General features: G+C 64.0%; 17 protein-coding genes. 2 read left to right on the top strand and 15 right to left on the bottom strand.

Annotated elements, in window-relative coordinates; all coding sequences use genetic code 11:
- The first annotated feature begins 1,128 nt into the window (after positions 1 to 1,128).
- Positions 1,129 to 1,320 carry a hypothetical protein gene (locus IT430_14125; GenBank protein ID MCC6909076.1) on the top strand — a complete coding sequence of 64 codons (192 nt, stop codon included), beginning with the start codon at positions 1,129 to 1,131 and terminating at the stop codon, positions 1,318 to 1,320.
- A 219-nt stretch (positions 1,321 to 1,539) separates the two neighbouring features.
- Here the strand turns inward: IT430_14125 and IT430_14120 are convergent, their stop codons facing one another.
- Positions 1,540 to 1,689 (bottom strand): hypothetical protein, encoded by a 150-nt coding sequence (locus IT430_14120; protein ID MCC6909075.1) that lies wholly within the window; start codon positions 1,687 to 1,689, stop codon positions 1,540 to 1,542.
- A 742-nt stretch (positions 1,690 to 2,431) separates the two neighbouring features.
- On the bottom strand, positions 2,432 to 3,364 hold the full coding sequence (locus IT430_14115) for a PAS domain S-box protein (protein MCC6909074.1): 933 nt from the start codon (positions 3,362 to 3,364) through the stop codon (positions 2,432 to 2,434).
- A gap of 373 nt (positions 3,365 to 3,737) precedes the next feature.
- Between IT430_14115 and IT430_14110 the strand changes: the two genes are divergently transcribed.
- Entirely contained in the window at positions 3,738 to 4,205 is a 468-nt protein-coding gene (locus IT430_14110) for a hypothetical protein (protein ID MCC6909073.1), read from the top strand.
- A 662-nt stretch (positions 4,206 to 4,867) separates the two neighbouring features.
- Here the strand turns inward: IT430_14110 and IT430_14105 are convergent.
- From IT430_14105 to IT430_14045, 13 genes are all read right to left on the bottom strand, one after another.
- Positions 4,868 to 5,665, bottom strand: a complete 798-nt coding sequence (locus IT430_14105) for an outer membrane lipoprotein carrier protein LolA (GenBank protein MCC6909072.1) — start codon at positions 5,663 to 5,665, stop codon at positions 4,868 to 4,870.
- 15 nt (positions 5,666 to 5,680) lie between these two features.
- On the bottom strand, positions 5,681 to 6,211 hold the full coding sequence (locus IT430_14100; GenBank protein ID MCC6909071.1) for a hypothetical protein: 531 nt from the start codon (positions 6,209 to 6,211) through the stop codon (positions 5,681 to 5,683).
- A complete protein-coding gene (ruvX, locus tag IT430_14095) occupies positions 6,208 to 6,669 on the bottom strand; it encodes a Holliday junction resolvase RuvX (protein MCC6909070.1) in 462 nt (153 codons plus the stop codon). The genes IT430_14100 and ruvX overlap by 4 nt, the downstream gene beginning before the upstream one ends.
- An 8-nt stretch (positions 6,670 to 6,677) precedes the next feature.
- Entirely contained in the window at positions 6,678 to 7,181 is a 504-nt protein-coding gene (locus IT430_14090; protein ID MCC6909069.1) for a crossover junction endodeoxyribonuclease RuvC, read from the bottom strand.
- A gap of 6 nt (positions 7,182 to 7,187) precedes the next feature.
- Positions 7,188 to 7,991 carry an ABC transporter ATP-binding protein gene (locus IT430_14085; GenBank protein MCC6909068.1) on the bottom strand — a complete coding sequence of 268 codons (804 nt, stop codon included), beginning with the start codon at positions 7,989 to 7,991 and terminating at the stop codon, positions 7,188 to 7,190.
- A 64-nt stretch (positions 7,992 to 8,055) separates the two neighbouring features.
- Positions 8,056 to 8,406: an STAS domain-containing protein gene (locus tag IT430_14080; protein ID MCC6909067.1), complete on the bottom strand. Its 351-nt coding sequence runs from the start codon at positions 8,404 to 8,406 to the stop codon at positions 8,056 to 8,058.
- A 49-nt stretch (positions 8,407 to 8,455) separates the two neighbouring features.
- On the bottom strand, positions 8,456 to 11,041 hold the full coding sequence (gene gyrA / locus IT430_14075; GenBank protein ID MCC6909066.1) for a DNA gyrase subunit A: 2,586 nt from the start codon (positions 11,039 to 11,041) through the stop codon (positions 8,456 to 8,458).
- 140 nt (positions 11,042 to 11,181) lie between these two features.
- Positions 11,182 to 11,793: a hypothetical protein gene (locus IT430_14070; GenBank protein ID MCC6909065.1), complete on the bottom strand. Its 612-nt coding sequence runs from the start codon at positions 11,791 to 11,793 to the stop codon at positions 11,182 to 11,184.
- 6 nt (positions 11,794 to 11,799) lie between these two features.
- Positions 11,800 to 12,645: a UDP-2,3-diacylglucosamine diphosphatase LpxI gene (gene lpxI, locus IT430_14065; GenBank protein MCC6909064.1), complete on the bottom strand. Its 846-nt coding sequence runs from the start codon at positions 12,643 to 12,645 to the stop codon at positions 11,800 to 11,802.
- Between the two features lie 88 nt (positions 12,646 to 12,733).
- A complete protein-coding gene (locus IT430_14060; protein MCC6909063.1) occupies positions 12,734 to 13,549 on the bottom strand; it encodes a hypothetical protein in 816 nt (271 codons plus the stop codon).
- A gap of 182 nt (positions 13,550 to 13,731) precedes the next feature.
- Positions 13,732 to 14,277, bottom strand: coding sequence for a TIGR00730 family Rossman fold protein (locus tag IT430_14055; protein ID MCC6909062.1), 546 nt, complete (start codon positions 14,275 to 14,277; stop codon positions 13,732 to 13,734).
- A gap of 51 nt (positions 14,278 to 14,328) precedes the next feature.
- The gene (locus IT430_14050) at positions 14,329 to 15,393 is read right to left on the bottom strand and encodes a hypothetical protein (protein ID MCC6909061.1); all 1,065 of its coding nucleotides are present in this window, start codon (positions 15,391 to 15,393) and stop codon (positions 14,329 to 14,331) included.
- A 270-nt stretch (positions 15,394 to 15,663) separates the two neighbouring features.
- Positions 15,664 to 17,979 carry a hypothetical protein gene (locus tag IT430_14045; protein ID MCC6909060.1) on the bottom strand — a complete coding sequence of 772 codons (2,316 nt, stop codon included), beginning with the start codon at positions 17,977 to 17,979 and terminating at the stop codon, positions 15,664 to 15,666.
- Positions 17,980 to 18,123 lie beyond the last annotated feature (144 nt).

The raw sequence follows: 18,123 nt of genomic DNA, 5'->3' as shown, positions 1-18,123 counted from the left end.
GTGGTGGCGGCTACCATTCGTCGTTGGTCAAGCGGACGGCGGCGCTGGCTCTTGGAACACACGTTTCGGCGGCGCGGCCGGCCGCGGAAGGCGGCAACGGCATGAGCAGACCTGATAAACGTACCTGTCCCGTTTTCTTGCCACAGGGGACAATGGTTGCGCAGTGACTTCATATTCTCAGCCGACAGCGCGAGAGTGGCCATTTGCTGCCTGCTGCTTGGAACAGTTATTAGTGTACTTATTGCGATGTCTTGCGCAATGTATGCTCCACCCAATTGGCAGAAAGGCCGATTCTTGCCTGTAGGACGACACGAGAAAGTTTGGTGGACATCACATGTCCCGTCAGGATATGCAAGGTATCCAACAGCCGCCGCCCACTACGAGACTAGAGTTGGACTTCGCGCTATTTCTCTCACGTGGCAGCCCGAAGAGCACGGCATGGCAACGCAGACTGCGATCCGGGTCGAATCTGGATTCCCATTAAAATGCTTATCCGCACAGGTGTGGCGACGTAGCTTGCGGGATCCATTGGGTTATGACAGGACACTGCGGGGTGCTTGGCTCATTGAAAGAAGACATAATACTGGATATCACGAACAAATACTCTTGCCCATTGAGCCAATGTGGCTGGGGCTGGGTATCAACACGATTGTCTTTGGGTCAGGTATGCTACTTCTGGCGTCTATCTATCGTTGCGTGCATACAAGGCGCCGTCGTCATATGGGCCGGTGTGAGACTTGCGGGTATCCAGTGGGAAGTTGTTCCAATTGTACAGAATGCGGATCGCCATTGCGGCCCAAAACTCTAGGGACGCAGCCTTAGCCTTTCGGCCTGCTTGAATCATACTGGTCACGGCAAACGATGCTCGCAACAACGCCCTCACTAAGTGTGCCTTCGGTACCGGCTTCAGCAAGCCCTATGAGTACGAATCTCTAACACACACGTGGATTGCCGATGGCCGTGCGGTGCAAGGTCCTGGCCAAGCCACTTCTCGACGATTAACTGTGAAATTGGCCGCTCATGCCCGTCAAGCCACGGTGAAACTGGCATCCGGGGAAGAAACCGGGACAGGTACGTTTATTTTCGCTAGAGCGCTGTTCTTCGCGGGCGGCGCGGCTGGAACTTCTCTTGCCTCGCATCGCTCGACCGACCTTTGGCGGCCACGCCTGCCACGTGCTCCATCGCGGCGTCGATCGCATGGGCACCTTCGCCGGTGACGGCGGCTACCATTTCTTGTTGGTCAAGCGGATGGTGGCGGCGCTGGGTCTGAAGCACACGTTTCGGCCGCACGGCCGGCCGCGGAAGGCGGCAGCGGCATGAGCGGACTTGATAAACGTACCTGTGCCGTTTTCTTGCCCAGGCGAATGCAAGCAACTGACACAAAACGACTGCATCGCGATATTCCGACGTGGCGGATAGCAGGTCACCTACTGCGCTTCACGGCGGCCGGACTCATCATGACCATCATTAGCACGGTTGTGTGTGCCTTGTTTGTGTACATAAACCACGAAGAGAGCGCATATTGGAATGAAACGAGCACTATCGCATTTCAGTCAGGCGCATTTCGGCAAGTTGATGATGAATACGAGTTTCCAGATTATGTTCAACAGCCACCTGTTGATTCCGCCCTCCCGCCGTTCGAGGATCGCTATGCAATCCGGCGAGTTCGAGATCGACGCGGCTGGCCATGGCAGTGCATGCAGATGGAGATATGGGAGTCGAGGTGGAATAGCGTATCGGATCCTCTGGCGTATACGACGGGCGAGCAGGTAATCGATTTCGGCAGGGGCTGCTTGCTAATTGGATTGTCAGCACAAACCATTATTGACGACGCGTTCTGGACGCGACGAGCAAACGAAAGGCCATATATATTGCTTCCGAGCAAACCAGTGTGGCCTGGAGCGATCGGCGATGTTATATTTTATGCGATGCTGGCATACGTCGTGACAACTATTCGGAGAGAGTGCATTACATCGCTGCGCCGGCATCGCGGGCAGTGCCTTTCTTGTGGGTACGTATTGATCGCAACAGCTTCGGGAGCATGCAGCGAGTGCGGATCGCGATATGCCCAGCCATCTCGGGCGGATTCGTAAGAAGTGGTAGGCCAGGTGGAACCTGACATTTTGGCATGTGTCGGAGCAGTGGCGTGGCGCTTCGGTTGTGCCGGGCGCTTCTCTCGCCCCTTTGGGGCTCTGATCGTGTTTTGATGCTTTCCACGGGTTGCGCTCCGCCGCGGCGCGGCGGCGCTTCACGCGTGGCTACATTCTCTGACCCCGCCGGGGTCGAAAGTTCCGGGGGCAGCATCGAGAAGAAAGCGGGACAGGTACGTTTGTTGCAACAAACAACGGGGCAGGTACGTTTGTTGGGCAAGATATCAAGGGCATGGACGCAGTCGAACCACTCGTCGCGGCCCCGGTGAGGGTCGCGTCGATCAGGGGCTTGCGGCCCGCGCGATCGCTCGAAGGGAGCGCAGCGCTTCGGCCTGTTCCTTGATCTGCTTCTCCATGCTCACGCGGTCAGTGATGTTGCGGGCGATCTTGGACGCTCCAGTGACGCGGCCCTTCGCGTCGCGGAGGGGCGACACCGTGAGCGAGATGTTCACTTGCGTGCCATCCTTGCGCCGGCGGACCGTTTCATAGTGATCGATCGACTCTCCGCGACGGATGCGGCCGAGAATGTTGGGCTCCTCGCAGAGGCGATCTTCGGGAATCAGCATCGTGATCGGTTTCCCGACCGCCTCTTCCACGGTGAACCCGAACAGGCGCTCGGCGCCCTTGTTCCACGTCGTGATGTTGCCGTTCAGATCCTCGCTGATGATGGCGTCGTCGGAGCATTCAACGATCGCGGCCAGTTCATTCTGGCGCGCTGATGCCAGGAGCATCTGCTCATCGTGCCGCTGCACGAGCGCCATGACGCCCTGCTGGATGATGATGTCGAAGATGGCGTGGAAGGTGGCGGACTCGTCGACATTGAGCGGCCGCTTCATCTCCTGAGCGAGTTCGAGGATGACGACGCCTCTGAGAATGCGCACTTCCTCAAAGAGGTCCAGCAGGCCGTACTCCTGCACGAACCGGGCGACTCCGTGCCAGGGCGACACCTGCATGACGCCGAGCAGTTTCCGCGGCTCCGCGGACGCGAACGCATCGGCGGCGGCGGAGAGAATGGCGCCGATACTGTTCTCGAACTCCTTGAGCGTCAGTGCATCAAGGTGAGGCATCGCCGTAAGACTGACCTCGCGCCAGTGCTTAAGGATCGGGTCAATCCGCCCGCGGATCGCGCCCGCCAGCTCGGGGAACGGGTCATGGGCAAGATCGATCGCCACGCGGTTGAAGGTCGAGGCGGCGGTGCGTTCTGGGGTAGGCATGGGGCTCTCGTGGGAAGGCGAAGAGCGGTGGGCCCGAACGCTTTCACGCAATGGTATTCGCCCCACGGGAAAGTTGGTAGGTCAGGTGCAACCTGACATTTAGGCGTGTGTTGGAGACGTGGGGTCGATCGTGGATCGCGAAGTTGCTTTTTCATAACTTGGCTTCGGGCGGCAGCGGATGCCGTGGTCCAGAGGTGGGCTTGCTGGCCTGAGTCTGATCGAACTCAGGCCAGGGAGCCTCGCTTGACTACGGCACCACCGTTTATGTTCCGCGGGTTGCGCTTTGCTGTGGCTCGGCGGCGCTTCCTGCGCCGGGCTTGGTGTGCGCGAGTGGGGCGGGGGGAGTTGGCGCATCGCGTGATATGATCGGGCGATGCGCAAGCGGCTGCGGAGCATCCTGAAGTGGGGCTGCACGGCGGCGACTGTGCTGCTGCTGGTTGTGTGGGTGGGGAGTGCGTGGTGGGTTGTTACGATCGTGAGCAACCCGAATGGCATTATCTCATTGCGGTTTGGGACTTTCACCGTCGTCTGGCGCGATCCCGCCGTTCCGACGACGGCGTGGTCGATCCACGGCAGTCCGCCGCAGCGGCCCGAAATGCAATGGTCGTTTGTGTTTGATGCGACCACGACGTATAGCGGAACGCGATTTCGCGGAATTGAGATTCCTCTCTGGACGGCAGTGGCAACGGCGGGTGCGGCGGCCGGCTGGTTCTGGTACCGCGACCGTCATCGCGCTCCGGGGCTGTGCATCAAGTGCGGCTATGACCTGCGCGGAGCGGACCACGCGGTGTGCCCTGAGTGCGGCGCGGCGGCGCCACGAGAATTGAACAGGAGAACATGAAGCGGCGCGGGCGCAGCATCCTGAAGTGGGCGTGCACGGCGGCGACTGTGCTGCTGCTGGTTGTGTGGATCGGGAGTGCGTGGTGGAGGGCGAGCTTCGTGCGCTTGCCTATGGGGCTCTTTCAGGTACACGCAGGCGTGGTCTGCATCGGCTGGAATGAGCCTTGGTCAATGATCCCCGTGGACGTTTGGTCACGGCGTCCGCAGCGACATGCGATTCCTTTCTCGTGGTGGTTCGATGGGTTCAGAGACACACGGGGCGGGCTCACGCACACCTTCGTCGTTATTCCGATCTGGGCGCTGGTCGTACTAGCTGCAACGCCGACGATCTGGCTCTGGCGCGGCGATCGCTCGAAGCAAGTGGGGCTCTGTTCCAAGTGCGGCTACGACTTACGAGGAGCGAACCACGCCGTGTGCCCTGAGTGCGGCGCGGCGGCGTCGGGAGAGGCGAGCCTTCGACGGGGCTCAGGTCAGGCAGCAGAGAGTTGAGCGGAAGAAAGCGGGGCGGGCGCCCTGGGTTGACCGAGGTTCTGGGAGGGAAGGCCACGCGATAGCGCGAGGTTCAGACCACGTTGAGCGTCGTTCGCGCGAACGGCGTGGCCTTCCGGTCGCCGAGCCTCCCTGCAGACCACGGCACCCAATGCGCTCCGTGATTGCCCTCGCTCAGAGCGCCGGGTCGTCTTCGAGCATGCGGATGTCGATGCGCCAGCCGTCATCGAGCGACGGCGACTCGGTGCTGAACTCAGCGGGATCCACCTCGGCGTCGTTGATCGTCGTGTTCGCCAGGTCCACCTGCACGGTATCGCCGCCGCGCTCGGTGATCAGGGCCCGGCCGGGCAGGAGGGTCTGCGGGTCGTACCAGAGATCGACCATCTCCAGATCATCGTCGGCGTTGCGAGCGGTCAGGCGCAGGCGGTAATAGCCCTTGAGGCGGTCGGCCTCATCGGTTTCGGGTTCGAGCAGTTCGGCGGTGAATCGTTTGAGGATGGATTCGCGGCCCTGACCGATGGGAAGCGGCAGCGGGCCGTCGATGGCCATGGGGTCCATCTCCTGGCCGGGGCGGACGACCTCGCGCTTGATGAACTGCTTTTCGTCGTTGAGGCGTTCGACGAGGTAGCGGCCGTCGAAGATGTAGTCGCGGCTCTGCTCTTCGAGGCCGCGGCTGCTGATGAACTGCGTGAACGAGACGCGGAACTGCTTGAGTTTGCGGTCCGGGGAGATGTGCAGCACGGCGGTGCCCTTGCGGACCTGCTTGTCATCGAGGAGGTCCTGCACGGTCTCGTAGCGGATGGTGGTGTGCAGCGTGTCGATCTTCGCGTCGGAGGCGGCGACGGCGTCGAGCAGTTGCTCGGCGGTGGCGAAGGATGGCGTCGCGGCGGGGGGCTCGCCTGCGGTGCTGGATGCGGGCGGCTGCGCGCCGACCAGCGCGATGGCGAAGAGAATGGATGCAAACCACGCCACGATGCGGCTCCTTTGCTATCGCGATCCTGCCGGGGCGGCCGGCGCGGTGTGCGTGCGGTCGCCCAGGGCGTCGAGGATCTCTTCGGATAAGACGCTGCTGGCGCCGATGTATTTCCATTCGATTTTGGCGGCGTAGAGGCTGACGAGCAGGGCGAGCCAGGCGCTGATGGCGGCCCAGCCGCGCCAGATGGCGCCCTCGCCGGCCGAGGCGCCGGACCAGAAGTGGAGCATCATGGCAACGGAGGTGAAGACGATGGCGATAAAGCCGTAGCGGAAGGCCTTGAGTTTGTACGAGCGGGCCCGCTGGCGTGCGGTGGCGTCGCGGTAGCCGTGCTCTTCGATGGCGCTTTGCACGAACTTGCCGCTGACGATGAAGTAGGTGTAGATGATGGAGTGGACGGTGAGGGAAAAGAGCCCGGCCATGCCGACGAGCAGGTCGAACTGCCGGCTCCAGGACGAATCGCGGGCGATGAAGTGGCCCCAGACGATGACGACGGCGAGCAGGAGGAGATTGGAGACGGTGAGCTGGAGCAGGAGGCGCTTCATGTCGGCCCAAGGGTAGGGGGGGCGTCGCGATCCGTCCGCGAGGCGGCGGCGCCGCGGGATTCGAAAAAGCCGCGAAGGATGGCGGCGGCGGCGAGGGCATCGCGCCGCTGCTTTTTCTGCTTGTGCGTCAGGCCGGTGCGGGCCATGGCTTCGTCGGCGGCGAAGGAACTGAGGCGCTCGTCCTGGAGATGGATGGGCAGGAGCACCGCTTCGGCGAGGCGCTCGACCAGGGCGGCGATCTTTTTCGCCTGCGGGCCGCGCGTGCCATCCATGTTGAGCGGCAGGCCGACGACGAGTTCATCGGGCTCGTGCTCTTCAATGAGCAGCGCGAGGCGATCGAGCAGGGCGCTCTCGGCGGCGACTTCGATTATGCCCAGCGGGCTGACGATCCAGGTCTCGTCGTCGCCGAGGGCCGCGCCGGTTCGCTTGTCGCCGATGTCGAGGCAGAGGTAGCGCATGATGAGTCTCAGAGTAGGGCCGCGGACCGGCGGCCGGACATGCGGCGGGCGGCGCACAGGCCGATGGCGATCGCGTCGGCCACGTCGGGCGGGTGGGGCATCTCGCGCAGCCGACACTGCGCCTGCACGGCGATCTGCATCTGTCGTTTGCTGGCGTGCCCGTTGCCGGTGATGGACTTTTTGATCTCGGTGGCGCCGAGTTCGTCGATGTCGATGTTGCGCTGCCGGGCGGCGAGGAGGATGACGCCGCGCGCGTGGCCCATCTTGATGGCCGTCGTGGGGTGCGCGTAGTGGGCGTAGAGTTTTTCCACGGCCATGCAGTCGGGGCTGAGTTGATCGAGGATTGAGCCGAGGTCGGTGAGCAGTTCGAGCAGCCGGCTGGAGACGGGCTCCGAGGCGGTGAGGCGGATGACGCCGGCTTCGATGAGCGTGGGTTCGGCGCGGCCGGGCGTGATCTCCACGCAGCCGTAGCCCGTGAGCCTCAACCCGGGATCGATGCCGATGATCCGCATGCGCCTTTACGATACGGCCGTGGGCTCGTTGCTGCGCGTGGCCGGCTGCTGATCGCGAAGGATTCCGCTCCGGCGCAGCACTTCGTCGGACTCGAGCCGGCCATCGCGCAGGCGCACGATGCGCTCGCAGCGGCTGACTACCTTGTCGTCGTGGGTGACGAGGAAGATGGTCAGGCCGCGTTCGTGGAGATTTTGCAGGACGTCGAGAATGGTCTCGCCGGTTTTGGAATCGAGGTTGCCGGTGGGTTCGTCGGCCATGATGATGGCGGGCTCGTTGACGAGAGCGCGGGCGATGGCAGCGCGCTGCTGCTGCCCGCCGGAGAGTTCGCTGGGCCGGTGGTGGAGGCGGTCGGCCAGGCCGACGAGTTCGAGCTTGTCTTTCGATCTCCGATGGCGCTCCGCTGGAGGAATGCCCTGGTAGAAGAGCGGCACCTCGACGTTCTCGAGGATGGTCAGCGCGGGAATGAGATTGAACGCCTGGAACACGAAGCCGATCTTGCGGCCGCGGATCGTGGACAAGCCGATGTCATCAAGTTTGGCGACGTCTTCACCATCGAGGACGTAGCGGCCGGAGGTGGGGCGATCGAGGGCGCCCAGGAGGTTCATGAGCGTGGATTTGCCCGAGCCGGATGAACCCATGATGGCGACGTATTCGCCGCGCTGCACTTCGAGATCGAGGCCCTTGAGCGCTTCGACGAGTACGGAGCCGTCGGGCTTGTAGTAGGTCTTGGTCAGGCCCGAGAGGTTCGCGATGATCTCGCGGCCGTCTGGTTCGGCCCGGCCGTTTCCGTTTGATGAATGAAGCGACATTCTGCCAAGTGTACCGGCGAAGCGGGGCCGGGGTTCGGCGCGGCCTGAGAATCGGACGCTCACCTCACGACTCAGCGTCGGCCGCCAGCTGGAGGGCGGCGAGCGCGCTGGCGGTGTCTTCTTCCTGGTGGAAGAGGCGGTCGAGGTGGGTGACCTCAAGCACGGAGGCGATGCTGGAATTGATCGAGCACAGGCACAGCCGGCCGCCACGGCGGCGCGCCGCTTCGCGCACGCGAAGCAACTGGCTGATGTTTGAACTGTTCAGGAACCCCACCGCGAGAAAATTGAGCACGACGTCGCGCTGCTGAACGTGCGCTTCGAGACGCTCGGCGAGCACGAGAAGATCATCGCTCAGGAGCGGTTCGTTCTGGAGATCGACCACCAGAACCTGCTCCGACCACTCAAGAATCGCCATGCCAAACCTTGTCTGGAGTTTCGCTCGGGCGGCAAGTCAGCGTGGACTGTCAGCCTTCGTCGTCCTCACTGTCTGATTCCACAACCTTCGCCACGGCGATCAGGCGATCGCCTTCCTTGAGGTTCGTGACGCGAACGCCCTGGGTGTTGCGCCCGATGCGGCTGATCGACCTGGCCGCGATCCGCACCACCATCGCCCATTCGGTCACCAGCAGCACGCTGTCTTCTTCGCGCACGGCCAGGATAGCCACGCTCCTGCCGTTGCGCTGCGAGACCCGAATGTCGCGGCGTCCCTTGCCGCCCCGCGACTGCACACGCGTGGTGCCGTCGTCGGACTGAACCAGATATTCGGCCATCGCGGTCCGTTTTCCGTAACCAAACTCGGTCACCGTCAGCAGATCGCACGAATCGTCGGCGATAATGAGGCCGATGACGTGATCGCCCTCCTCAAGGTTGATGCCGCGCACGCCGGCGGCGGTTCGGCCCATGACGCGCACGTCCTGCTCGCTGAAGCGGATGGCCATGCCATTGGCCGTGGCCAGCAGCAGGTCATTCTCGCCCGAGGTGAGCACCATGCTCATGAGTTCATCGCCTTCGCGCAGGCCGATGGCGATGATGCCGCTTCGGTTGACGTTGCGATAGTCCTTGAGCGCGGTGCGCTTCACCGTGCCGTTGGCCGTGGCGAAGACGAGGTAGTCCTCGCGCTGCTCGAAGTCTTTGACGGGAATGAACGCGCGGACGCGCTCGCCTTCGCGCAGGTCGATGTAGTTGACGATCGGGCGGCCCTTGCTCGTGCGGCCCATCTCCGGCGCTTCGTACACCTTGATCTTGAACATGCGCCCGGTGTCGGTCAGGCAGAGCAGGTCGTCATGCGTGGAGGCGACGAAGAGATGCTCGATGAAGTCGCTGTCCTTCTTTTCGGATCCCTTGATGCCGCGCCCGCCGCGGCCCTGCTCGCGGTACGTGTCGGCCGGCAGGCGCTTGATGTAGCCTTCATGGCTGATGGTGAGGACGACGTCTTCGACGGCGATGAGATCGGCGTCGTTGATGTCCTCGGCGGACTCGACGATCTTGCTCCGACGCGCGTCGCCGTACTTTTCGCGCATCTCGATCACGTCTTCGCGGATGATGTCGAGCACGAGCCGGTGGTCGGCGAGGATCGCTTCGTAGCCTTCGATCTCGCTGACGATGGCCGTGTAATCGCCGGTGAGCTTTTCGATCTCGAGTCCGACCAGCTGGATCAGTTGCAGGCGGCCGATTGCTTCGGCCTGGACGCGGGTGAGCGCCACACCGTCGGCGGCGCGGGCCAGCAGTCGCTGCGGGATGCGCGGCGCGTACTTGTGATCGGGCGCGATGCGGAAGCTCCGATCCATGAGCCCCTCGATGGCTTCGTCTCGCGTGGCGCTGCTGCGAATGAGCCGGATCACCTCGTCGATGTCGCACACGGCGTAGATCAGGCCCTCGAGAATGTGAGCCTTCTTGCGCGCTTCCTTGAGCAGGTGCGACGTGCGGCGACGGATCACCTCTACCCGGTGATCCACGTAACAGTCAATCATCTGTCGCAGCGTGAGGGTGCGCGGCTGGTGGTTGACCAGCGCGATGTTGATGATCGAGAACGTCGATTGCAGCGGCGTGAACTGGTAGAGCTGATTTTCGACGATCGCGGGGTCGGCGCCCTTCTTGAGTTCGAGCACGACGCGCGTGCGGCTCTTGCGCCCCGACTCGTTGCGGATCGACGAGATGTCCTTGATCCGGTCGTTCTTGACCGCGTCGGTGATCTTCTCGATGAGCGAGTTCTGCACGAGGTGGTAGGGGATCTCGTCAATGACGAGCTGCTGCCGGCCGCCGGGCCGATCCTCCACGTGCACCACGCCGCGCACCACGGCCCGGCCGCGCCCGGTGGCATAGGCGGCGCGGATGCCGCTGCGGCCGCAGATCAACCCGCCGGTAGGGAAGTCCGGGCCGGGCACGATCTCCATCAACTCGTTGAGCGAGATCTCAGGATTGTTGATGACCGCCTCGATGGCGCGGCAGATCTCGCCGAGGTTGTGCGGCGGGATCGAGCACGACATGCCCACCGCGATGCCCGTCGAGCCGTTCACCAGCAGATTGGGAAACTTGCTCGGCAGGACGACCGGCTCCTGGCGCGTGTCGTCGTAGTTGGCCTTGAAAGCGACGGTGTCGAGTTTGAGGTCCTCGAGCATGTCGCCCGAGGCTTCGGTCATGCGGGCTTCGGTGTATCGCATGGCGGCCGGCGGATCGCCGTCGATCGACCCGAAGTTGCCCTGCTTGTCCACGAGCAGGTAGCGCATCACCCAGTCCTGGGCGAAGCGAACCAGCGTGGGGTAGATGACCGCCTCGCCGTGCGGGTGGTAGTTGCCGCTCACGTCGCCGCAGATCTTGGCGCACTTGCGGTGTTTGGCGCGAGCGCCAAGATTGAGGTCGTTCATTGCGACGAGGATGCGCCGCTGCGAAGGCTTGAGACCGTCACGGGCGTCGGGCAGGGCCCGGTCCATGATCGTGCTCATCGCGTAGGTGAGATACGAGTCCTGCAGTTCCCGTTCAATGTTCAGATCGACGATCTGATCCGGATTCGGCTGGTCGGGAAGCAGGGGAGCGGTGGGGGTTTCAGCCATGAATGGGGGGCCTCGATCGGTCGCTTCTGGACCTGAAAACCAGTGCCCGCGACGGGAGGCGCAGGCTCATGAATGATAGGCCCGGCGGCTCAGTTTTTCGCTGTACGTGGCTTGCGCCTTTGCCCCGGCGAACGGCTCACTCAGACGGCGCCGCGACCGGCGAGGAACGCTAGAAACTCGAGGTTGCCGCACCGGCCTTTCGACGCACCGCCACGTATGGGAGAGACGACAAGTCCGAGCACCGGCGCGACGGACGCGGCCAGGTCATCCGCCACGCGCCGGGCGATGCGCTCGGCTGCATCATCTTCGAGCACGCCGCGATCCAAGGGTTTGGCGCCGCGCTGCTGGCCGCTTGCGGACTGCTCGTAGTGGGGTTTAATGAGCGTGATGATCCGCCCCTCACTTCGTCCACCCAGCCATCGCAGCGCCGCGGGCACGATGAGCCGCTGCGGCGTCCAGCCCGCGTCGATTACCACGAGGTCAACGGCTTCGTCCGGCGGCGCGGCGTGCAGCGCGTTGGTGCGCTCCATGACCACGACTCGATCATCCCGCCGCAGGTTGTAGTCGAGCATGCCGTAGCCGGTGTCCACGGCGTAGACGCGGCGGGCGCCGTGTCGCAGGAGGCAGTCGGTGAATCCGCCGACGTTGCAGCCGAAATCCGCCGCAATCAGACCGGTGCAATCCAACTTGAACTCGCGCAGCGCGTGTTCGAGTTTGAGTCCGCCGCGCCCGACGTAAGGCCTGTCAGACACGACGCCTCACTCGATTCCCATGATGGACACGCCGAGCCGCTCGGCGGCGGCGATGACCTGCGGCTTGTCGATCAGGATCACGCGCCGCACGCCCAGCGCGATGGCCCGCCCGCCTGCGGCGTGGAAGCGCTCAATCGTCTCCACGCCGATGGTGGCTACGTCGGCCCTCATGTCGTGATCGCGGGCAGACGCCTTGAGCAGCACCCACGGCCGGCGGTCACAGATGGCGCCGGCTCGCTCAATCATCCCGTTGGTTCCTTCCGCGGCTTCCACGGCGACGACGTCGCGGCCGCGCACCGCGATCGCCTGCCCCACGCCCAGCGCCAGCACCTGTTCGAGAAGCGGCCAGCCGAAGTCGATGTCGCGCTGCAGTTCTGCAGTGGGGGAGGTGCGCGCCATCAGGCCCGCCGACGCGAGATGATCCGAAATGTAGGTCCGACTGTCGATGAGCGTGACTCCATTGCGGCCCAGTTCATCCGCCAACGCCGTGAGCACGGCCGGCGTGCGCCGGTCGTGGCGAAGGTAACGATACCACAGCATGATGGCCCGCCAATCCGGCGGGTGGCGCAGGAATTGAAGACGAGCGAACTTCCGCTTCTGCGAGACGCGGCCGACCATCACCGCTTCGCGCACCTGCCACCTGTGAAACGTCGCAATCCACCGGCCCAGGCTCGTCAGACCGACTTCGCGGAACGAATCGCAACGCTCGGGCAGAGCCGCGTCGAACTGACCGGCCAGCCCGATGGCCGCGACGCGCCCACCTGCAGCGCGAATGCCGTCGGCCACGAGCAGGGGAAGCCTGCCCTGGCCGGCGATCAGGCCGATGCTCTCGAGCGGCTCTTGCTCACTCATGTGCAATGTTAGCGACCGGCGGAGCATCAATGAAAGGGGGCCGGCGCTGGGCCGGCCCCCCGGATGATCGATAGTCGCGGCGCGAGGATTACGGAGCGTAATTGCGCGACAGGTGCAGGTAGCGGAAGCCGCTGCCCGTCATGATCGTGCGGATCAGCGTGCCGTCCAGACCGTATTCATACAGGCCCGAATTGCTCGAAACGAGCAGGTTGCCGTTGCCGGCCTGGATGATGCCGCGTCCCGATCCGGTGATGGGGAACGTCGATTCCACGGTGCCGCTGGGGGTGATGATGGTCACGCTCTGCGCGGTGAACCCGGCAACGGCCACGCGGGGGCCATTGGTCGTGTTGATCAGCGTGGCCTGCTCGGGGAAGTCGATCGTGCCGTTGGGCAGGCCGCCGATGAGTTGGCCGCTCAGGTTGTAGACGTCCACCGTGTCATCGCCGAGGTCGCTGGCGACGAGCCGGTTCTGCACGTAGAAGACGTCGAAGAAATCGCCGGGGATGTTCTGCGAAAGCACGTCGCCGTTGCGGTCCCAGGCGAAGATGCCTGAGGCGGCAGCGCCGACGACGTAGCCGTTGGGCAGCAGGTTGATGCCGCGCAGGTTGTCGATGGGGGCGCTGATGTACTGGCCGATAAGCGAGCCGTTGGCGTTCATATGCCAGATGGTGTCTCCGGACTGGTCGCTCATCAGCAGCGTGCCCCCGGGGCCGTCGATGACGGCGATTCCCAGCGAAGAAAAGCTCACGTCAAACGTGCCGAGCGGGTCGCCGGTCGTGCGGTCGAGCACCTGCACGGTGTCGGCCGTTGCGTCGTTCATGAGGATTACCTGGCCCGAGGCGACCGAGCCGGCCGCGAACGTGAACGCGGCCGCGACCAGTCCTCGTGTGATGCGGTTGAACATATCTTCCACAACTCCTTCTGTGTCTCCCCAAGTCGCGCGTGCTGCGCCTGCTCGTGCTGCCCTTCAGCACGGCCAGGCAGGCGCTTGATTGACAGGCGCTCGGCTCGGGGACTACAGAGCCAGTATACAGGAAGCGAGGGCCGCCGGCGGGCCAATTCGCCGGAACCGGGCAGAAAAGTGCATCAGCCGAGGCGCTCCACGGCCTGCTCGGGCTCGCTGACGACGTCGAGCAGGGCAACGACATCGGCTGTCATAAAGCCTTCATCCACGCCGCGCTGGAGCATCGCAATCAGAGGATCGAAGTACCCGTTGACGTTGACGACGATAAGCGGCTTGTCGTGATCGCGCAGTTTGCGAGCAACGAGCATCTCGAAGAGTTCCTCGTAGGTGCCCACGCCGCCGGGCAGCGCGATGAACGCGTCGGCGAGTTCCTCCATCCGCTGCTTGCGAATGCGCATGGTGGGCACGATCTCGAGTTCATCGCAGGTCTCGCGGGCGTATTCGAGCGCTGCCAGTTTTTCGGTGATGATGCCGTGTACGCGCCCGCCATGGCGGTGCACGCTGTCGGCGACGCATCCCATCAGGCCGAAACTTCCGCCGCCGTACACGAGCATCAGGCCCGCGTGCGCAATGGCCCGGCCGAGCCGTTCGGCCGCGTCGAAATAGACGCGATCGAGGTCCTGGCTCGAGGCGCAGTAGACGGTTACCTGGCGGATTGGCTGGGGCATCGCAGTCTGAACAGCAGGGGCGATCGTAGGCCCGCCACTGGGCGGGCTGAATCAGGGCTCGGGCTGCTCCCGCCGCGCCAGCAGCGCCCGGACCATCTCGTCGGTCGCTTCAGGCGCCGCTGCGGCGCCCTCCAGATGGTGGCGCCAGGCCGGCCGAACACACGCGGCCGCTTCGGGAGCCTTGTCGTAGTAGCCCGCGACCTCGCCATAGTCTCGGTGACTCTCGTCGAGCAGACGCCGCACCGTTTCGCCCGCCTGCACGAACATCAGCGTGTGCGGCAGGTCGCGCCATGCTGCATCCGTGCGCGGCACGCCGTTTTCGACGAGTTTGCGGCGCAGCACCTGCAGAACCGTGTCCTGCGATTGCGTGGCGAGATCAAGCACGTGAATCGACTCGTGCAGCACGACTTCATCGAGCAGCGAGCCGCTCGCATGCTCGACGCCGATGAAACACACACCGCCTCCGCCGCGCTGGCGGTGGGTGAATCCCCCGGGGGCGGGCGACTCGGCCACGAGGTAGACCGGAACGGTCAGATCACTCACATTCATCGCCAGAGAGGTGGTGATGAACTCAAAGCACTGGTCCTGCTTCTTGAGAAGATCGCGGGTGAGGCCCAGCCGTGCGCGCTCGATCTGCTCGCGATGGCGCGGCCAGACGGTTTCCAGGAATGCGGGTTCGATCGCGCTGTAGGCAGTGGCGAGCGCCACGGCGCCATCGCGCAAGCGCACCTCGCCGCCGGATGCGGGCTTGAAAGACTCGGGCAGATTGCCGCACGCCGCCACGGCATCCGCAGCTGATGTGCATTGAGCCAAAAGCGGCTCGATGAGGCCCCAGCCGCGCTCGCCGCCGAGATCTGATTGGAGTCGCTCGGCCGCGTCGACTGCGGCGTTCAGCGCGGCCAGGGCGTGGGCATCTGCGAACGCCTCGCCGCGCGAGTACGCCGGCTCGTCACCCTGGGCCCGGATGTAAAAGTGCAGGTCGATGAACGAGCTTTCGCGCAGATCGAACCGCGCCGGATCGCTGGACGGCGCCGAAGGGCCGCTGGGCTGCGCGTGCAGCGGCGACACGAACGAGGCGAGCAGCACGACGCACGCGACCCTGGAGGTGAATTTCATCGACGAACCTCAACGGGCAGACCGGACGTGCGGCGAGTATACGGCAGGGTCGAGCCTACCGGCTTTGCAGTCCGGCCCGAAAGGCAAAGCCAGCCGACGCTATGCGTCGGTCCCAGAGCCGCCTGTGTTTAACATAACATGCATTATAGGACGATATGGATGGGGGCGGAAACGGCGGGGGTGGCGGCCGCAATGCACCAGTAACATGCTGATGTTACAGTGCTTACGCTGACCCACCCCTTGGCTTCCCGCTGATCGGCCCGCCTGATTCTACTCGATCTGCGTTTCCACGACGTTGCTCACCGCGGCCCGCTGGGCTGCCTGGAACCAGACCGTCCTTGGGTTGATGTTCGGGATCGGGAGGTTCCACGTCACGCTGCCGTTGGCATCAGTCGTCTTCGGGCTGCCCGCCTGGGTCGGGTTTCGCAGGCCAATGGTCACGTTGAGTTGAGGCACATACGTGCTTCCCAGGCCCTGCAGGCTATAGCCCAGATGGGTCTGCTCGTTGGGCCAGGCGCAGGTGACCGTAAACCGGCCGCTCTGGCCGCCGACGAGGCGGCTGACGGCGAGTTGCGGCTGGCCGAGGTTGCACTCCTCGTAGATCAGCGTGACGGTTGCCGTGTTCGAGTCGCCATTCGGATGCGTCCAGCGGAACGTGAGCGAATCCGTACCCGTCGCGTTCGGGCTCGCCTCGCAGACGCGGTACGGCCCGGGCGTGGTCGAGATGATCGTGGACTGGCTCGGCGGCGTGAGGACTTCGAACCCCAGACTCGGCGAGAACTGATTGAACGTGCCGGGCAGTTCGAGCAGGAACGGCTCGCCGGCAAGAACATATTTCGTGTAGCTGTGCGCGACGGGTGCGATGACCGTGGGCGCGCCCGGATCGTCCCAGACAAATTCGTGCAGCGGCTCGGTGCGCACCTTGCGGCCGTCGGTGTAGAGCACCTCGCCCTGCACGTACACGTCGCCGGCGCCGAGCGTGGCGCCGTAGATGAGAATCGGTTCGAGAGGCTGAGTCGTGGCGCCGAGCACGCGGCCGTTGAGAATGACGCGGAACTCGGCAATCGGCGTGCCAAACCCTTCGACGGTGAAGTTGAACCGGCTGTCGTAGTTGCCCGCGGAGCGGTTGCAACTGATCGATGCATTGCGGATGTTGTTGTTGATCATGATGCTGCCCACCCACCGGCCCGTCGCGCGCACGTCTGAGTCGTCGTAGGCGAGCACGCGCAGATCGTGGTAGCCGTCCGCGTACCGGCGCGTGTCCAGTGAGAACGTCCGATTGCGCCCGACGGATTGAACGAGCACGCCGTCGAGCAGCAGGTCGAAATGATCAATGCGAGCCGTCGGATGATTTGTCGTGGCGCTGGGCGTGAGTGTGATCACGCCGGAGACCGGATCGACGGGCGCATCGACGACATCGACCTGCGGAATGTAGGTGAACGGCTGCGTGATCGGGTCGCCCAGCAGGAGCAACTGGTACGGGATGTACGCCACGCTGCGCAGCACGGACTCGCCCAGCGTGAGCCCCTGGTAGTAGTACAGTTGCATCCGCGCCTGGGGGAATTTGCCCGGATAATTGCACGGCTCTTCGACGGTGCCGGTCGTGCCGCTGGCGCCGTTGGCGATCCAGCGCGACATCTTGGTCTGCGAGCCGTTGTCGAACGTGCCGGCGTAACTCGTCAGGTGATCGCAGTAAGCGCCGGGCAGGATCGTCATGTTGGCGCCTTCGATGTCGAGTGTGGCGGCGCCGGTCAGCAGGCCCAGTACATCCTGCTCGCCCGTGGGCAGCGGATCGCAGCATCGGTTCTCCGCCTGGCCGCCGCGCGCGAGGATCTCGCTGACAATGATCGGATACAGCCCATCGCGCGGCCCGCTGCGCGCGACGTCGTTGGTCTTCATGAAATAAAACGTGCCCAGCGGATGCGTGCCGTCGGCGGCGACGCTGCGATCGATCATGTCGAGCACTTCGCTCACCGTGTTGCCGCGCGTGCCGGTGTAACCGAGCATCGCGCCGATGAAGTAGCGTTCCGCGTCTGAGCGGTCGCTGGGCTCGCCGCTGAACCAGGCGATGTTGCTGTCGAACCCGAGCGGGATGTTGGTGGCGCTGAAGTAGCGATTGGTGCGCGTGGAGAAGTTGCCCCCTGCCCGGACCGAATCGGTGATGTGGGCCATGGTGAACGCCGAACTCGTCGCAAAGCGCGTCACCGGCGAGCACGAATCGCTCACCAGTCCCGGCGCAGTGACGAAGAAGTTGCTCCCGGGCGCGACGACGATGTAGTCGATGTGGTCTTCGAGTTGGCGATTGGCCAGCGAGCCGAGCAACGCGCGCACGTTCTCATCGGCGAACTGCTGGTAGTCGGCCGTCGCCGCCGTCAGGTAGAGGACGTTGCTCGCGGGGATGTCGCGGCGGAGGCGGTAGTAATTGCCCACCAGCAGCGAGTCTTTGTCCATGGGATTGATGATGAGCAGGACATTTTCCGCGCCGCCCGACGCCAGGCAAGGCGAAAGCCCTGCCATGGCGAGCCCGGCCCCCACTGCCATCACGCTTACGACATATCGGACCCGCGTGCGACTGAACCAGCCCATGACTCCCCTCCCCTGCAGATCGTTTGGCCGTCGCCCGTGCGCCCCAGCTTCGGCGGCGGCAAGAACAAGATACACGCATTTGCCCTGTGCTGCATCAGCAAATGCCTGTTTTTCGACACGATTGTGCACTTGTGCCCGCGCTGA

The sequence above is a fragment of the Phycisphaerales bacterium genome (genome assembly GCA_020852515.1).
Classification (GTDB): Bacteria; Planctomycetota; Phycisphaerae; order Phycisphaerales; family UBA5793; genus UBA5793.
Note: the sequence above shows the minus strand (reverse complement) of the source record. Positions and strands in the feature narration are given on the sequence as shown.